The organism is Nocardia sp. NBC_00565 (genome assembly GCF_036345915.1).
GTDB lineage: Bacteria > Actinomycetota > Actinomycetes > Mycobacteriales > Mycobacteriaceae > Nocardia.
On the sequence record NZ_CP107785.1, the window covers coordinates 680803 to 696892 of the forward strand.

Annotated in this window: 9 protein-coding genes; 7 read left to right on the forward strand and 2 right to left on the reverse strand. The window is 60.7% G+C overall.

Annotated features, from left to right (window positions below; translation table 11 throughout):
• Nucleotides 1–246: 246 nt before the first annotated feature.
• Nucleotides 247–843, reverse strand: a complete 597-nt coding sequence (locus OG874_RS03500; RefSeq protein ID WP_330253681.1) for an exonuclease domain-containing protein — start codon at nucleotides 841–843, stop codon at nucleotides 247–249.
• Nucleotides 844–1082: 239 nt separating this feature from the next.
• Here OG874_RS03500 and OG874_RS03505 point away from each other — a divergent pair, with 239 nt between their 5' ends.
• Complete coding sequence (locus OG874_RS03505; protein WP_330253682.1) at nucleotides 1083–1439, forward strand: hypothetical protein; 357 nt, start codon at nucleotides 1083–1085, stop codon at nucleotides 1437–1439.
• Between the two features lie 4 nt (nucleotides 1440–1443).
• Here the strand turns inward: OG874_RS03505 and OG874_RS03510 are convergent, their stop codons facing one another.
• Nucleotides 1444–2430, reverse strand: a complete 987-nt coding sequence (locus OG874_RS03510) for a DNA sulfur modification protein DndB (protein ID WP_330253683.1) — start codon at nucleotides 2428–2430, stop codon at nucleotides 1444–1446.
• Nucleotides 2431–3184: 754 nt separating this feature from the next.
• On the opposite strand from OG874_RS03510, the gene OG874_RS03515 reads away from it, so the two are divergent.
• From OG874_RS03515 to brxL, 6 genes are read left to right on the forward strand one after another with little or no spacing between them, the layout of a single operon-like run.
• Nucleotides 3185–3805 (forward strand): DUF1819 family protein, encoded by a 621-nt coding sequence (locus OG874_RS03515; RefSeq protein WP_330253684.1) that lies wholly within the window; start codon nucleotides 3185–3187, stop codon nucleotides 3803–3805.
• 3 nt (nucleotides 3806–3808) lie between these two features.
• Complete coding sequence (locus OG874_RS03520; RefSeq protein ID WP_330253685.1) at nucleotides 3809–4408, forward strand: DUF1788 domain-containing protein; 600 nt, start codon at nucleotides 3809–3811, stop codon at nucleotides 4406–4408.
• 4 nt (nucleotides 4409–4412) lie between these two features.
• The gene (brxC, locus tag OG874_RS03525; RefSeq protein WP_330253686.1) at nucleotides 4413–7895 is read left to right on the forward strand and encodes a BREX system P-loop protein BrxC; all 3483 of its coding nucleotides are present in this window, start codon (nucleotides 4413–4415) and stop codon (nucleotides 7893–7895) included.
• Nucleotides 7895–11419, forward strand: a complete 3525-nt coding sequence (gene pglX / locus OG874_RS03530) for a BREX-1 system adenine-specific DNA-methyltransferase PglX (protein ID WP_330253687.1) — start codon at nucleotides 7895–7897, stop codon at nucleotides 11417–11419. The genes brxC and pglX overlap by 1 nt, the downstream gene beginning before the upstream one ends.
• A complete protein-coding gene (gene pglZ / locus OG874_RS03535; protein ID WP_330253688.1) occupies nucleotides 11412–13910 on the forward strand; it encodes a BREX-1 system phosphatase PglZ type A in 2499 nt (832 codons plus the stop codon). Before pglX ends, pglZ begins: the two co-directional genes overlap by 8 nt.
• Before the next feature lie 12 nt (nucleotides 13911–13922).
• Nucleotides 13923–16049, forward strand: coding sequence for a BREX system Lon protease-like protein BrxL (brxL, locus tag OG874_RS03540; protein ID WP_330253689.1), 2127 nt, complete (start codon nucleotides 13923–13925; stop codon nucleotides 16047–16049).
• Nucleotides 16050–16090 lie beyond the last annotated feature (41 nt).

Below are 16090 nucleotides of genomic sequence, written 5' to 3' on the forward strand. Positions count from 1 at the left end.
TGCCGGGCGCGGCTTTATCGGCGTTGCAGGCGAATTCGGCGCCGTATGCGGAGTAGTGGCGGACGTCTGTTTCGCGGACGCGGTGCCCGCGGTGGCGGTGACGAACGCAGCCGTGGCGGCGACCAAGGCCGCAGCGACGGTGATCTTGTGCAATGGGATTGTCTCCAAATGTGTTGTGGGGATTGAGGATCGCGGTGAGATATAGTGCCTCGACTTCCGTCCTCTGGTCCGTCGTGTCGGGGTCATTCATCGGCCCGCCCGGTGGCGTGCCCGGCCGAGCCGTTGGAGCTGACTGCCATTGGCGGTGGCCAGGTCGGCGAGGCTGTTCGCGCCGGCGAGGGCGGCGAGTCCGATCGCGATATCGGCCGTGGCGGCCGCGTCGGCACCGGCATGATGGTGGTCGTCCAACGTGACGCCCAGAGCGCCAGCGACGTAGGGCAACCGGTATTTCTCCAGCGACAGTTGCCGTTTCGACCACGCGTAAGTGCATCCATACATCCAGTCCGGCAGGTCCGTACCGGTGAAGGAGCACGCTCGGGTGAGGTTGTCCATGTCGAATGCGGCATTGTGCGCGACCACCGGCAGGCCACCGATCACCGCCAACACCTCGGGCAGCCGCTGTGCGAAGCCGGGCTGACCAGCGATATCGGCCGGGGTGATCTTGTGGACCCGCACGTTGTACGGCGAGAATTCGCCGATCGGCGCCGGGGGCCGGCACAACCATGTATGGGTAGCCACCCGGACACCGCCGCGCACGATGGCGACGCCGATCGAGCAGATGCTGCCTCGTTTGGGGTTGGCGGTCTCCACGTCGAACGCGGCGAACGAGAGGTCGGTTGTCATCGGATTTCCTCCAAGGGGAGTGGATGGGCGGAAGGTCCGCCGGGGGAGCGAGGTATTCGCGTGCGAGGCGCAGGGATTCGAATGCCGACCAGGCATCGGCCACGGCCGAGGTAGTTGACTGCGACTCTGTAGATGGGCATGCGAGATCAGACCGAGGCAGCGCGGCCTTGGTGAGACGGGCGGGACGCTGATCCGTCCCCTGTGTTGAGTTGTCGGGTGATTCAGCTCGAACGGCGTCTGTGGGAGAGGACGCGACGCGCTACCTGCCTGGCGCGATCGGCGTGCGCCCGCAGAGCCTTGCGCCGGGTTCGCCTTCAGCCATGATCTGCTGCGGTGCAATATCTTTCGGAGCAGGAGTACTTGCACACTTCGCGGCGAACTGCGCGCCCGCTTCGCTGGGACTCGGCACCGGCCCGCTGCGCGCCGGAATGTCGCTCAGCGATAGGCCCGTCGAGCTGCGTATGGGGCCGCCGTTGGAGATTCCGGTCGTGCGCGCCGTATTGCTGAGCGTTGCACCGGTTGAGGTGCACATCGGAGTGCTGATGGCCGTTCGCGGACCGGTCGACATCCGTGCCTGGACTTCGGTCAGCGTCTGACTCGTCAGATGCCAGCCGTGGCACGTCGGGCACTGGTAGACCCGCCGTTCCCGACGCCGCGGATTGTGGGATCGATGCAGGCCAGCACCATTTCCGCGTCGCCACGGGTGAAGTACCCGCGCTTTCCATGCAGGCAGTGGGTAGTCGGAACTCCGGCCGGTTGATTCTTCAGATCGTTGCCGAGTGTGCCGCCAGCGCGATGATGGCCACGAATATGTCGACGCATTGTCATAACCTCTCCTTTTGGTGCGGCACAACGTCGGTCGCACAGGCCGGAACACGGCCGTGTGACGTCATGCCGATACGCGTTGTGGTTGGGAAAGCTGATGGGGCGCAATCCGATTCGAAGTTGCACGCGGCGGCGCTCGGCCGCTCCGGGATGAGATGAACAGCAGAGCGTGATCTGCGGTGGCAAGTATCTCGGCGGTGCGCCATATCCGGTGGAACCGGTTGTGGTGCAGTGGGTTCGGCGGTGTATTCGGGTTCGGTTGTGGAGGGGCAGGCTGCGTCCCGCAGCGTCGGTGGGAAGTCGGCACGGGCAGGCAGCGGCGGATCGGTGACGAGATTCCCGGTTATCGCTAAGCGTCTGGACGCTGTCACCAATGACCATGAAGCCCAGCCGGTTCTTGAAATTGCCGCGGGGCACGTGCAGCGCGGGCAGCTGACGCGCGTTCAGGGTGACCGGCGGCAGGATGTAGTCGTCCTGGTTCTCTCGCATGTAGCTGTTGATGTTCTTCACGTGGTCGGTCATCAGGGGCCGGTTCGTGGTGTTGGTGGGATCGCCGCCCTTGTCGACGGAATCGGAGACGACCTGGTGGGAGAGGAAGGAATATGGGAATGAGGTCGAGATCATCGTCCGCTGTCCCTGTTGGAATACGGTGCAGGGGAAGACGCGAGCTCCTGCCGCTGCCGCATCGGCGGAAGCGGCCGTGAGCGCCTTGTCCACGCCGTCATGTTCCATCAGGCCCATGTGATTTTCGATGATGGTCATTTCCTTTGCTTCGGTACTACCAGTGGATGATTGCTTGGGGCTCATTTACGCGCCACGACACCTCGCTGTTGAACGGGTGGCGTGGGGTTGCCGGTCCGATCGCCGACGGTCGTGACAGCGGTCAACATTGTTCTATGTATGACGAATTTCATTCTGTGACAGTGAAATCGGGAGGAACGCTGTTGGTTCGATCCCGGTTCCAGCTGCTTCGATGCGCAGGCGGGCGAGTGCGGTTGCCGTGATTGATGCGCCTGGCCGCTCGGGTTATTGGCCCGTGTGTCAACAGGATTAGAGAGACAGCGTGCTCAATCCCGGGCGCTGCCGGTGACGCTGATTACCGTGACCAATGCGAGCGACTGTGCACAACAGCGTGATGCAACGCGCGGAACTCGATGCTCGCGCCTACGTTAGCGCTGATAGCGGCCCGGATGGGATAGAAGTTCGGACGTCGAGTGACTGACTCTCAGCGACCTGATCGCCGTTGTGCCCGTTATGCATTGGAATCCCTTATCGCGATCACCCAGTTGGGTGACCCGGACGATCCGAGTAGAACAGAATGACACAGTCCAAAGGTCATTGCAAATCGCATCGATTGCAGATGTCCTTGTGCGCGAAGGGATCTGGTGATCTTGTTCGGCATGCGGTGTGCGTGTCGGTCCGTAAGATGGGGGAGGGCGTGGCAGCGAGATCAGTTGCTGTTGCGGTAGTTTGACCGTCTCGATGGGCGAGTCAATTCGCCAGAAGGAGGGGGGCGGTGGCACTGCAGTCGGCCTCGACGGCGCGCTATGCGCTGTCATTCACCAGTGGTGCCCTCCTTATGCGTGAGGCCGTGATTGCTGCGCCGATCTACCTGCGTGAGGGTGACTGGTCCAAGGTTCGAGAGATCATCGGCGGCGACAACCTGCTGCAAGCCCGCACTGTGTCTTCCGGGTTGAGACTCGGGCGCGAAACCGTACAGCGACTCGCCGTGCTCACCGATGCCGAGATCGAGCTGTTGACCGAGGCGACGGCCACCGAGCGAGGCCACCTGCTGTGGTCGGCGGCATGCCGTCGCTATGGCCTGATCGGCGAGTTCGCCGAGGAAGTCGTGCGGGAGCGGTTCCTCATGCTGACGGTCACCCTCGACCACGGGGATTTCGATGGATTCGTGCGTGGAAAGGCTTTGTGGCATACCGAATTGGCCGAACTCAAGGACTCGACACTGCGCAAGTTGCGGGCGAACGTGTTCAAGATGCTGAGCGAGGCTGGCTTGCTATCCGACCGCGGGCACATCCTCCAGGTGGTCCTGTCTCAGCGCGTCTCCGGTGCGCTGGCGGACCGGACGCCAAGTGAACTGCGGTTCTTCCCGACGAACGACGCCCACCGGGAGAACTGACATATGACACCCAACGAGATCTCCAAGCAGGAAGAGCACCTGTTCGCGGTGCTCAGCGGTCAGCGGTTCCTCCAAATGGAGGGGCTGAGTTATGACATGCCGTTCTTCATTTACCCCTACGACCCTGAGGACGCGCTCGCGATTTCGGGGTCGAAGACGCGTATCAAGAACCGTCTCGGCAACAAGGGCGTTCATGTCCGTGAGATCAACCTCTATGACCTGTCGGTGGAGATCCTCAACGATCGCGATGTCTGGGATCGGTTGCTTGCTCTTGAACTGGAGCAGAACAAGAACGACTTCCGCGACCTGCTCCAGGGAATGCTCGACCCGCAAGGGCACATCGCACCGGCCATCCGCGCAAAGCTGGCTGAGAGTGAGTTCGACATCCTTTTCCTCACCGGCATCGGCGAGGTCTTTCCGTACATCCGATCACACAACGTGCTGAACAACTTACAGAGCGTGGTGTCCGGCAAGCCGATGCTTGTGTTCTTTCCCGGCCGATACGAACAGTCCGACACCTTGGGGTCGTCGCTCGTGCTGTTCGGGCGACTCAAAGACGACCAGTACTACCGAGCCAAGAACATCTTGGATCAGGAGGCTTGACTCGATGAACCTCAACGCGATCTTCGCCAAGGACGTCCAGCGCTCCATTGAGGGTGTCATCAAGGCTGACGATGCCGCGCACTTGGGGACCGAGGTCGACGAGTACGTCCTGACGAACGAGGCAGCGAAGGGACTCGAGCAGCTGCTCGAGGCGTATACCAACTACACCAACACGAACGGTGTGTGGATCTCCGGGTTCTTCGGCTCCGGTAAGTCGCATCTGCTCAAGATGCTGGCCCATTTGCTCGGCAACGTGGATGGCCAGGAGTTTCCGCGTGCGCGTGTCTCGGAGAGCTTCAGGTCCAAGGCACACGGTTCGTTCCTACCGGCGCTCCTGGGCAAGGCCGACCGTATCTCGGCCAAGAGCCTGCTGTTCAACATTGACCAGAAGGCCACCCTGATCACGAAGGACCAGACCGACGCGCTGCTGAAGGTGTTCGTCAAGGTCTTCGACGAGAGCCGCGGCTACGCAAACCAGGGGCACGTCGCCCGGTTCGAGCGTGACCTGGACAACCGCGGCCAGTACGAGGCATTTAAGGCTGCTTATGCACGGATCGCGGGCCGCGACTGGACGCTGGGTCGCGAAGAAGGCGTGCTCGAAGAAGTCAACGTGGCCAATGCTTACGCCGAGGTCAGCGGCCAGGCCGAGGGCGCGCCGACGAACATCCTCACGAAGTACCGCAACGAGTACGCGGTCTCGATCGAGGATTTCGCCGACGAGATCAAGGTCTGGCTCGATAAGCAAGATGAGGGCTTCCGGCTGAACTTCTATGTCGACGAGGTCGGTCAGTTCATCGGGTCGAACACGCACCTGATGCTGAACCTCCAGACGATCGCTGAGTCGCTCAACACGAAGTGTCAGGGACGCGCGTGGGTGTTTGTCACCTCGCAGGAGGACATGGACAAGGTCGTCGGTGACCGCACCAAGCAGCAGGGCAACGACTTCTCCAAGATCCAGGCGCGGTTCGCAACCCGTGTCAAGCTGACCAGCGCCGACGTCGAAGAGGTCATCCGTAAGCGCCTGCTGGAGAAGAACGAGGCCAGCAAGCCAATCCTCAGCGCGATCTACGCTGCGGAGTCAGCGAATTTCAAGACGCTGTTCGACTTCGTCGACGGCGCGACGACCTACCGCAACTACACCGACGAGGCGCGCTTCGTCGACACCTACCCGTTCGTCAGCTACCAGTTCCCGCTTTTCCAGGCGGCAATCGCCGGGATCTCTGAGCACAACGTATTCGAAGGCCGCAACAGCTCGGTCGGCGAGCGCTCGATGCTCGGTGTCGTGCAGAAGGTTGCCAAGGATATCGGTGATGTCGAAGTGGGTGCCCTCGCCACGTTCGACCACATGTTCGCGGGCATCCGCGCATCGCTGAAGTCCGCTGCACAGCGTTTGATCGGTGTCGCCGAGCGCAACCTCGACAACGAACTTGCTGTACGGCTCCTCAAGGCGCTTTTCCTCGTCAAGTACGTCGAAGGCTTCCACGCCACCCCGCGCAACCTCACCGTTCTGGTTTACGACCGATTCGGCCTAGACCTGCCAGCTCTGTCCAAGCAGGTGCGGGAGGCGCTGATGCTGCTGGAGTCGCAGACGTACGTGCAGCGCAACGGCAACGTCTACGAGTACCTGACCAACGATGAGAAGCGCATCGAGGAGGAGATCAAGAATGTCGATATCGACGCCGCCGAGATCAGCGCACGTCTGTCGAAGATTCTGTCGGGCGATGTGATCCGAACCAACAAGTTGCGCTACGCCAAGAACGGCCAGGACTTTCCGTTCGGCTACAAGCTCGACGATCAGGTGCACGGGGCGCAGCGTGAACTGACGTTGCACTTCATCACTCCGGAGTACCCTTTCGGGCCCGACGAGATCCGCATGCACAGCGCGGGCAAGGACGAGCTGCGCGTCATCCTTGAGCCCGACGAGCGCGCACTCTCGGACTTGCGCCTGCTCATCAGGACCGAGAGGTACACGAAGCGCAAGCAGACGACCTCGCTCACACAGGTCGAGGATCAGATCTTGCGTTCCAAGGCGACGCAGAACGTTGAGCGCGAAAAGGAAGTCGTCGAGCGCATCCGCAGCGCCGTCGGTAAATCTGAACTCGTGATCAACGCCACGGACGTCTCTTCCAGCTCACAGGACGCGATCACGCGCGTGACCGATGGGTTCCAGGATCTCGTCAGCCGCACCTACACCCAACTCAGCCTGCTCGGTGGGACGACCTACAGCGAGCAACAGGTTGCCGTGTTCGCCAACCCCGATCAGTCCGTCCTGATCGACGACCCGTCGCTATCGAAGCTCGCAAATCCGGGCGAGGAGATCCTCTCGTATGCATTGCGGCGCGACCGGCTCGGCGAGCAGGTGACCGTCAAGGCGATCGTGGACGCGTTCCAGGCAAAGCCGTATGGCTGGGATCTGGCGTCGATCGAAGTGGTGATCGCTTGGCTGGCCGGAACCTCGAAGATTACCGTCACCGTCGACGGCAATGCCCTCAAACGCTCCGAAGTCCCTGCGGCGCTGCGTAACACGCAGAAGCACTCTCATGCCGTGGTTGCACCTCAGAGGTCTTTCGACGACCGCAAAGTCACAGCGTTCCGCAAGTTCTGCATGGATTTCTTCGACGAGGCGGCTGCACCCAAGGATCCGCTGGAACTTGTCCGGCATGGTAGCGACAAACTGCGTGGCAAGCTCGACGAACTCAAGGCGTGGGTCACCGGGTCGAAGTATCCGTTCGTCGCACAGTTGGCGGCGCCGATCGGGTTGCTAGAGCAGATCGTTGGAAAGCCGGACGAGTGGTACCTGACCGAGTTCGGTCTTGGCGACGATCTGCTCGATACCAAGGAGTCCTTGATCGACCCCATTCAGTCGTTCCTCAACGGCGGCCAGCGCATCATTTACGACGAAGCCGTTGCACTGCTCGATGCGAACGTGAACAACCTCAACTACCTGCCCACGGACAGCGACGCTGTTGTGAAACGAATACTGAGGGACCCCAACGCGTTTCGCGGTAACCGCATGACCCAGCTTAAACAGGCTGTCGACACACTGGGCAAGCAGGTCGACGAAACCCTCTCATCCCGTCGAGCCGCAGTGATCGAGGCGATCGAGGGCCGCAAGACCGAGATGGTCGGCAGCACCTACTTCGAGAATGCTACCGACGATGTTCAGAAACAGGTCGTCCGAACGATCGACCTGATCATTGCCCGCGTCGGTAGCGAGACGCAGATCGCGCATGTCCGCGAACAGGGCAATGGCTTCGAGGAGACGGACTACCCCAAGCTGATCGACCAGCTCGTATCGTCGGCGCGACCCACGGATGCCGACGAGGCAACGCCCTCACCGGTCACACAAACCGTTTCGGTGAAGACGATATCGGCGCCAGGCGTGCACGGTCTGCTCGAGACCAGCGAAGACATCGACCGTTACCTTGACGCGCTGCGTGTCGCGCTGGTGGCCACCATCAACGGCGGAAAGCGAATTGCCCTCTGATGGAAACCGGCCCACTGAAAAGCTTCGCCACCTGGGCGCGTACGGCGCTGATCCGCGAGGTAACTGCCCGCATCGCCGTTGTGCTCGCCCCGGCGTCACCAGAGCGTGTCGAGTGGCCGAGTACGGTTACGGCGCTCCAAGACGCCGTCAAAGATGCAGGCGGCGGCGACGTGGGCCGTAACACGGTGGCGGACAAGGTGGCCTACACCTGGTTCAATCGTATCGTCGCCCTGCGGTTCATGGATGCCAAGGGCTATACCGGGATCGGTGTGGTCTCTCCCGAGCATGGTCGCGAGGTTGGCCAGCCGGAGATCCTTGCAGAGGCCAAGCGTGGAAACATCGACACCACGGTTGTGACCGACAGGCGCACCGTGGAGACCGTGACAAGTCTGCTCAACGGTACGCGCCGCAGCAACGACCCGCAGAGCGAGGCGTACGCGCTACTACTCGGTGCGTACTGCCGCCACTGGAATAGCGCAATGCCGTTCATGTTCGAGAGCGAGGGCGGGTATAGCGGGCTGTTAATGCCTGCGAACCTGCTCGCTGACGACTCGGTAATGGCCCACGCCGTGAGCGTGCTCACCACTGAGGTCTGCAAGGATGTAGAGGTTATCGGCTGGCTGTACCAGTTCTACATATCTGAGCGGAAAGACGAGATCTTCGCCGGGTTCAAGAGGAACAATAAGGCTGGCGCCGCCGAGATCCCCGCAGCGACCCAACTCTTTACACCGCATTGGATCGTTCGCTACCTCGTCGAGAACTCCCTCGGACGTCTGTGGATGCTTAATCGGCCTGACTCACGCTTAGCAGAGCAGATGGAGTACTACGTTGCCCCGGTCGCGGAGGAGGCTGACTACCTCAAGATTGCCCGCCCCGAGGAGCTGAAGGTCATCGACCCTGCATGCGGCTCGGGTCACATGCTCACATATGCATTCGACCTGCTCTATGCAATTTACGAGGAAGAGGGACACGCCCCGCCGGACATTCCCGGCCTGATCCTCTCGAACAACCTGTTCGGTACAGAGATTGACCCCCGTGCCGGGGGGCTCGCGGCCTTCGTGCTCATGATGAAAGCACGTGCTCGTCAGCGCACGTTCTTCAACAAACAAATCGAGCCCAATATCTGCGTGCTCGAACCGATCTCGTTCACACCGAGCGAGCTGGAGATTCTCGTCACGCGCGGCGGCAACGGCGCGCGTGAGGAGGCATTTTGGAACCAGTTCAGGCAGGCCGACACATTCGGCTCGCTCATTCGTCCGGACGAGGATCTGATCGCGATGCTCAAGCGCCACGCGGATGCGGAGCTAACAGACAACGGCGACCTCCTCAGAAACGATTTGAGCGCTCGTGCGCGGAAATTGGTTCTCCAATCGGAGTTTCTATCCTCTCGTTACCATATTGTGGTCGCAAACCCTCCGTACATGGGATCGGGAAATATGGGACCCGAGCTGGCGGTGCGGGCACGAAGAGAATGGCCGTCGAGCAAGGCGGACCTCTTCGCTATGTTTATCGAGCGCTCTCTGTGTGCTGTGGAAGACCATGGCTATGTGGCTATGATTGCAATGCAGAGCTGGATGTTTCTGTCGACTTTCGAGGAGTTCCGTGAGCGTCTCCTCAGGTCGTCAGCGATTCTGTCAATGGCTCACCTTGGGCCTGGGGCATTCGACACTATCGGGGGTGAGGTCGTTGCGACGACCGCCTTCGTCCTCAAGCGCGATACGGACTCAACCGTCGTGGGTGTTTACTTCCGTCTCGTCGATGTTCCTGCGGCGAGAAAGACCAGTCATTTCCACGAAGCCTTGCATTCTCATGAGCCCGGCATAACTCGCTTCGAGGTCTTGCCATCCGAATTCGGCTCAGTCCCTGGATCGCCAATCGCATACTGGTTATCATCGGCCACTAGAAAGGCATTCGAAGGTGCGATATTTCTTGGAGAGATAGCCAGCATCCGAGAGGGGATCAATACAGGAAATAATGCTCTCTTCCTCCGTCGGTGGTGGGAGGTAAGTCGAAGTGACATCTCGTTCAACCGAACCACGAACTCCGAGCCGTCGGAGCGATGGGTGCCGCACAAGAAGGGAGGTGGCTTCAGGCGCTGGGCGGGCAACGAAGAGTACGTGCTCGACTGGGGCAGCCAGGGCGCCAGTATTCACGCGTACCACAGAGTGCCACTGTCGACGAACGGTGCGCCCATGCGGGGAAAGGCGCACTTTTTTCAGCCTTCACTCTCGTGGAGCCGGATCAGCACTTCAGACTTCTCGATCCGGGAGTACCCGGCTGGGTTCTCGTATGACTCCACGGCTCCCTCGATCTTCACTACCGAGCGGCGTCTTGAGATGCTACTCGGGCTTCTGAATAGTGTCGTGGTCGGCCATCTGCTGCACGCGATGAGCCCGACATTGGACTATCGGATCACCGCACTGAGCAGAGTTCCGTTGCCTACCCGCTGGGAAGAGATCGACCTATCGAGTGTTCGTCGCCTGGAGGAACTGGCGCGTTCGGATTGGAACGACTCCGAGACGTCGTGGCACTTCATGCGCTCGCCGTGGATTCCGGAAGATCGGCAGCCGACACGCGTTTCTGCCCTCTGGGATCGAGTGCTGCACGCAAGGCGAGAACTAACTGCAGAAGTGCGATCTCTTGAGCAGGAGAACAATCGAGCTTTCCTGGATGCGTACAGCCTCCTCGATGAGCTTGACGCGACGGTTCCGGAAAGACGGGTCGCTCTTGGTGCGAACGCCAGGTGGCGCTTTCCCGGTGTACAGGACGCAAAAGCCACGCGGAAGTTGGTGGTCGCGGACGCGGCGCGCGACCTGTGTTCCTATGCGGTGGCGTGTATGTTCGGCCGCTATAGCATTGACGAGCCCGGATTGATTCTCACGAATATGGCGGAGGAGAACTACCTATTCCAAGCGTCGGGTGCGGCGTTCATGGTTGACCAGGACAATGTCATCCCGATTGTCGATGGTGAGTGGTTCGAGCACGACATCGTGGCGCAATTCCGGCAGTTCCTGCGGGTGGCGTTCGGGGAGCAGCACTTCGAGGAGAACCTGCGGTTTGTCACCGAGTCGCTCGGTGTGAAAGACCTGCGTGACTACTTCGTGAAGTCGTTCTACAAGGACCACTGGCAGCGGTACAAGAAGCGTCCGATCTACTGGCTGTTCTCCAGTCCGAACGGTTCGTTCAATGCGCTGATCTACATGCACCGCTACACACCGTCCACCGTGTCGACGGTTCTGAACGAGTACCTGCGCGAGTACATGGCGAAGTTGGAAGCCAGCCGCCAGCATCATGAGCGCCTCGCTGACGGAACAGGCACGCCACGGCAGAAAGCTGCCGCGCAGAAGGAGGTGGACCGTCTACGGAAGGTCCTGCTCGAACTCGATCAGTACGAACACGACGTGCTGTATCCGCTTGCGACCCAGCGGGTTCAGATCGACCTCGATGACGGCGTGAAGATTAACTACCCGAAATTCGGTGCAGCACTTAAGAAGATCCCCGGCCTGGAGGCAAGCGATGAGTGAGGCATCTGCCATCCGGCCGCATCTGGAGCGTCTCTTCGAGACACAACGTGTGGTGTTCTGGCATGACCCCAAGGGCGAGTACGATACCGAGTTGGATTCGCTCGGCCTGGTTGGCGTCGTAACCGTGCGTATCGCCAACGACGAGTACGCGGTGAAGAACCGCCTCCTGCATATGGAGCCGACTGCGAAGTTCCTCGTCTACCGTGCGGGTGCCGTGCCGACGGGGATCGGCAACTGGTTGCTCGACCTGGAGCTTGCATACGGGGTGTTCACCGCCGACCGGATCTCACTGTTGCAGCAGGAGCTCGGGCTTACCGCCGATGGCATCGGCGAGATCGTGCAGGCTTCCGAGAAGTTCTTCGGGACCAGCAAATGGGCGCAGAGTCTCAGGGCGATTCTCGACGCTGACGATGACGCGACGTTGTTGCAGGCCAAGATGTCGGCTGTGCTGCTCGGTCAGCGTGAGCACACTCTGCTGGAGATAACCCGTACTCTGCTTACCGAGAACGCTGACGGCGCGGACACCAAGTATCGCGCTCTCGCCGAGTACAGCCTCGACGACTTCTACTGGCATGGCGTGGCCGAGATCTATGGCTACAAGTCGCCGAGCCCGAGCATCGATGACTTTGTATTGTGGGTGTTCAAGCAGGCGATTGCAGAGTTCACCTCCGAGCGTCCTGGCGGGCTCCGCAACATCCAGCTCGACTTCGGGAGCCTCCGTTATGACGTCCGGAGTCAAAAGGCACTGGCAACGCTTGCGAAGCGTTCAGCACGCGACTTGAACATCGCGAGCACGATCGAAGACACACCATTGCGCGACTTGGTCGGCAACGACCTGTTCGAGGAAGTCGACCAGAAGATCATCAGCGACCTCGCGCGTGCAGTCGCCGACCGTACAGCCACCGCACGCGAGGTTGCCGAGATCATTCGCAGCCGCCAGAGCAGCATCTGGATCGACGGGTACCGCAAGCTGTACGCCGCGGTCGGCAGCGCCTCGGAGCTGCTGGCCGCGCTCAACGCGCTCAGCCTGACGATGCAGTCATTCGACGAGGGCCTGGAGAGATACCGTGCCGAGTGGTTCCGCATCGACCAGCTCTACCGTCAGTTCACCTACGCCGCCCGGACAGCCGAACACTCCGGTCCCCTGGAGGTGCTGCGGTCGCAGGTGGAGTCGTTCTATACGAATAGGTTCGTATATAAGCTCGGTGCGGAATGGCAGCAGCAGGTCGACGCCATGGAGCGATGGTATTCCGCCGCCCTCTATTCACAGACATCATTCTTTGCCAACTACGTCAAACCGATCACCCGCGACGGCCGCCGCAAGGCAATTGTCATCGTCTCCGACGCACTCAGGTATGAAGTCGCCGACGAACTCGGGTCACGCATCCGACAAGAAGATCGATTCGACGCCACCCTCGATGCCATGCTCGGTGTACTGCCGAGCTACACCCAGCTCGGGATGGCTGCGTTGTTGCCACACAGCACGATCGGACATTCGACGGACGGTGATCCTGTCGTCGTCGACGGTCTGCGCTCGGATGGCACGCAGAACCGAAGCAAAATCCTGAGCGGTGTGGCGGGGCGAGCGATCCAGGCCGAGGATGTCTTCTCGTTGACCCGGGACGAACTACGCGAGCTGTACCAGCAGAACCAAGTCCTATACGTCTACCACAACCGCATCGATACGACGGGTGAGAAGGGAGGCACTGAACGCCAGGTCTTCGAAGCAGCCGAGGACACGCTTCGAGAGCTAGTAGACCTGGTCAAACGCCTGACGAACGCAAACGCGACGAATCTTTTCATCACCGCCGACCACGGCTTCCTGTTCCAAGACACGGCCTTGGCGGATGCGTTCTACCTGTCGACGCTCCCTCAGGGCGACGACATCAAGGTCACCGATCGCCGCTATGTCCTCGGACGTGGACTGAAAGACGACCCGGCGTTCAAGACCTTCACCGCGTCCCAGGTCGGGCTCGACAGCGACCTGGACGTGCAGATCCCGAAATCTATACATCGCTTGCGGCTCTCGGGAGGGGGATCACGCTTCGTCCACGGCGGTGCCTCTCTGCAAGAAGTGGTTGTTCCTGTTCTGGCTATCAACAAGAAGCGCAAGAGCGACACCCGCCCGGTTAACATCGAGATTTTGCCCGAGTCGGACAAGATCACCACCGGTCAGTTGGTCGTCAAACTGTTCCAGGCTGAGTCAGTCACCGACAAAATCCAGCCCCGAACGCTACGCGCGGGCTTGTACGTGGACGAGACCCTGATCTCGAACCACTCCATGCTGGTGTTCAACCAGGAATCGACCGACAAGCGCGACCGCTACCAGACGGTGGTCATGCTGCTCAGTCAGGACGCGAACGACTACAACAACCGTATGGCCGAGTTCCGGTTAGAGGAGCGGATCCCCAACACGAACCAGTGGCGGAGGCTGCCGGCCAAGGCGATGTACATGCTCAAGCGATCTTTCACCTCGGACTTCGACTTCTAGGACGGTGCAGCGATGAGTGACCTGAGTGAGATCAGCCCGGAGGCGTTCGGAGAGCCCGAGGCCGAAGAGTCGGCTGACACCCCACCGCCCCAGAGCGAGCTGGACCGCAAGATCAACCGGCTCTTCCCCGGAGTGGTCGTGCGCAAAGACCTGGTCAAGGCTGTCAAGGGCAACGCCATCGTGCCGTCCTACGTGCTGGAGTACCTGCTCGGGCAGTACGCCGCATCCGACGACGAGGCCACCATCCAGGCGGGTATCGACACAGTTCGCAAGATCCTTGCCGACCACTACGTGCATCGCAACGAGTCCGAGCTGGTGAAGTCGACCATCCGCGAGCGCGGTCGGCACCGCGTTATCGACAAGGTCACGGCCACCCTCAACGAGAAGGACGATGTCTACCAGGCCGAGTTCGCGAACCTCGGTATAAAGGGCGTCCTGGTTGAGCCTGCGATAATCAAGGCACATCCCAAGCTGCTTGTCGGCGGGGTCTGGTGCATCTGCGACATCGAGTACTTCCACAGCGAGGACTCCCGAGTGGTGCCGTGGATCCTCGGGTCGATCAAGCCCATCCAGCTGTCGAGCTTCGACGTCGGGGACTACCTCGCTGCACGGCGCGAGTTCACCACCGATGAGTGGATCGATCTGCTCGTGCAATCCATCGGCTTCAACCCAGAGCTGTTGGGTAGGCGCGCCAAGCTCATCCAAGTCGTGCGGCTGATTCCCTTCGTCGAGCGGAACTACAACCTTATTGAGCTCGGCCCGAAGGGCACCGGCAAGTCTCACATCTTCTCGGAGTTTTCGCCTCACGGCATGCTCATCTCCGGCGGGGAGGTTTCCGTCCCCAAGTTGTTCGTCAACAACGCCAACAGTCGCCTCGGCCTTGTCGGCTACTGGGATGTCGTTGCCTTCGACGAGTTCGCGGGCAAGAAGAAGCGCGCCGACAAGGCGCTCGTCGACATCATGAAGAACTACATGGCGAACAAGTCGTTCTCACGTGGCGTTGAGACGCTAGGCGCAGAGGCGTCAATGGTGTTCGTCGGCAACACCTCACACACCGTGCCGTACATGCTCAAGCACTCCGACTTGTTCGACGAGCTGCCTGAGAGCTACCACGACTCCGCCTATCTCGACCGCCTCCACCACTACATCCCGGGTTGGGAGGTCGACACGATTCGCGGCGAGATGTTCTCCGACGGCTACGGCTTTGTCGTCGATTACATCGCGGAAGTACTGAGGTCGATGCGGTCGCAGGACTACTACGACCGCTACCAGCAGTACTTCACGCTGTCGTCAGATATCTCGACCCGTGACCGCGACGGCATCCATAAGACCTTTTCTGGACTCATGAAACTGCTGTACCCGCACGGGGAGGCGAGCGCCGACGAGATAGAGGAGATCCTGCGGTTCGCGATCGAGGGCCGCAAGCGTGTCAAGGATCAGATCCTGCGCATCGACTCGACGATGGCCGACGTCAAGTTTGGCTACTCCGATAAGAGTGGCGCTTGGAGGCCAGTTTCCACACTTGAGGAAGACGAGTACCCGACCTACTACCACCGTGAGCGCCACCAAGGCGGCGTAGCGTCGGCCGAAAGCAGCGAATCCACAACGGCTTCCGTTACCGACGCACCGGTCGAGCCCGAACTGTCACTGTTCGAGGGACACCGCGAGTTCCAGGAGAACCAGCGTGGTGTCACGTACGCCACTCTGCTCATCCCGCACTTGCAGGGTGCCGGTGCGATCACCATCACGGACCCGTACATTCGCCAGTTCCATCAGGCACGCAATCTCATGGAACTCATCGCAGCGATCGCGTCGACCAAAGACGCTGCCGACGAGGTGAATGTCAAACTCATCACCTCCGAAAACACCCAGGGCGAGGACCAGCTGCGCAAGCAGCTCGAACTTCTCGTCAAGGTGAAGAACGCGGCAGCGGCCGCAGGCATCATTTTCGAGGCCGCCTTCGATAGCACGATCCATGATCGCTCGATCATCACCGACACCGGCTGGAAGATCGTGCTAGGCCGTGGCCTCGACATCTTTCAGCACGTCACCGGCGACGCGTTCGACCTCCCCACCCGGCTCCAGGAGTACCGTCAGGTTAGGCGGTTCGGAGTCACCTACATCCGCGAGCGCGAGTGAAGCATTCGCCTCACGTTGGACCCTGCCGGGTGTCTCGTCGT

Coding starts and splice junctions, on each gene's coding strand:
- OG874_RS03500 (WP_330253681.1), bottom strand. CDS start 843: ATGACAACCGACCTCTCGTTCGCCGCGTTCGACGTGGAGACCGCCAAC.
- OG874_RS03510 (WP_330253683.1), bottom strand. CDS start 2,430: ATGACCATCATCGAAAATCACATGGGCCTGATGGAACATGACGGCGTG.
- OG874_RS03520 (WP_330253685.1), top strand. CDS start 3,809: ATGACACCCAACGAGATCTCCAAGCAGGAAGAGCACCTGTTCGCGGTG.
- brxC (WP_330253686.1), top strand. CDS start 4,413: ATGAACCTCAACGCGATCTTCGCCAAGGACGTCCAGCGCTCCATTGAG.
- pglX (WP_330253687.1), top strand. CDS start 7,895: ATGGAAACCGGCCCACTGAAAAGCTTCGCCACCTGGGCGCGTACGGCG.
- pglZ (WP_330253688.1), top strand. CDS start 11,412: ATGAGTGAGGCATCTGCCATCCGGCCGCATCTGGAGCGTCTCTTCGAG.
- brxL (WP_330253689.1), top strand. CDS start 13,923: ATGAGTGACCTGAGTGAGATCAGCCCGGAGGCGTTCGGAGAGCCCGAG.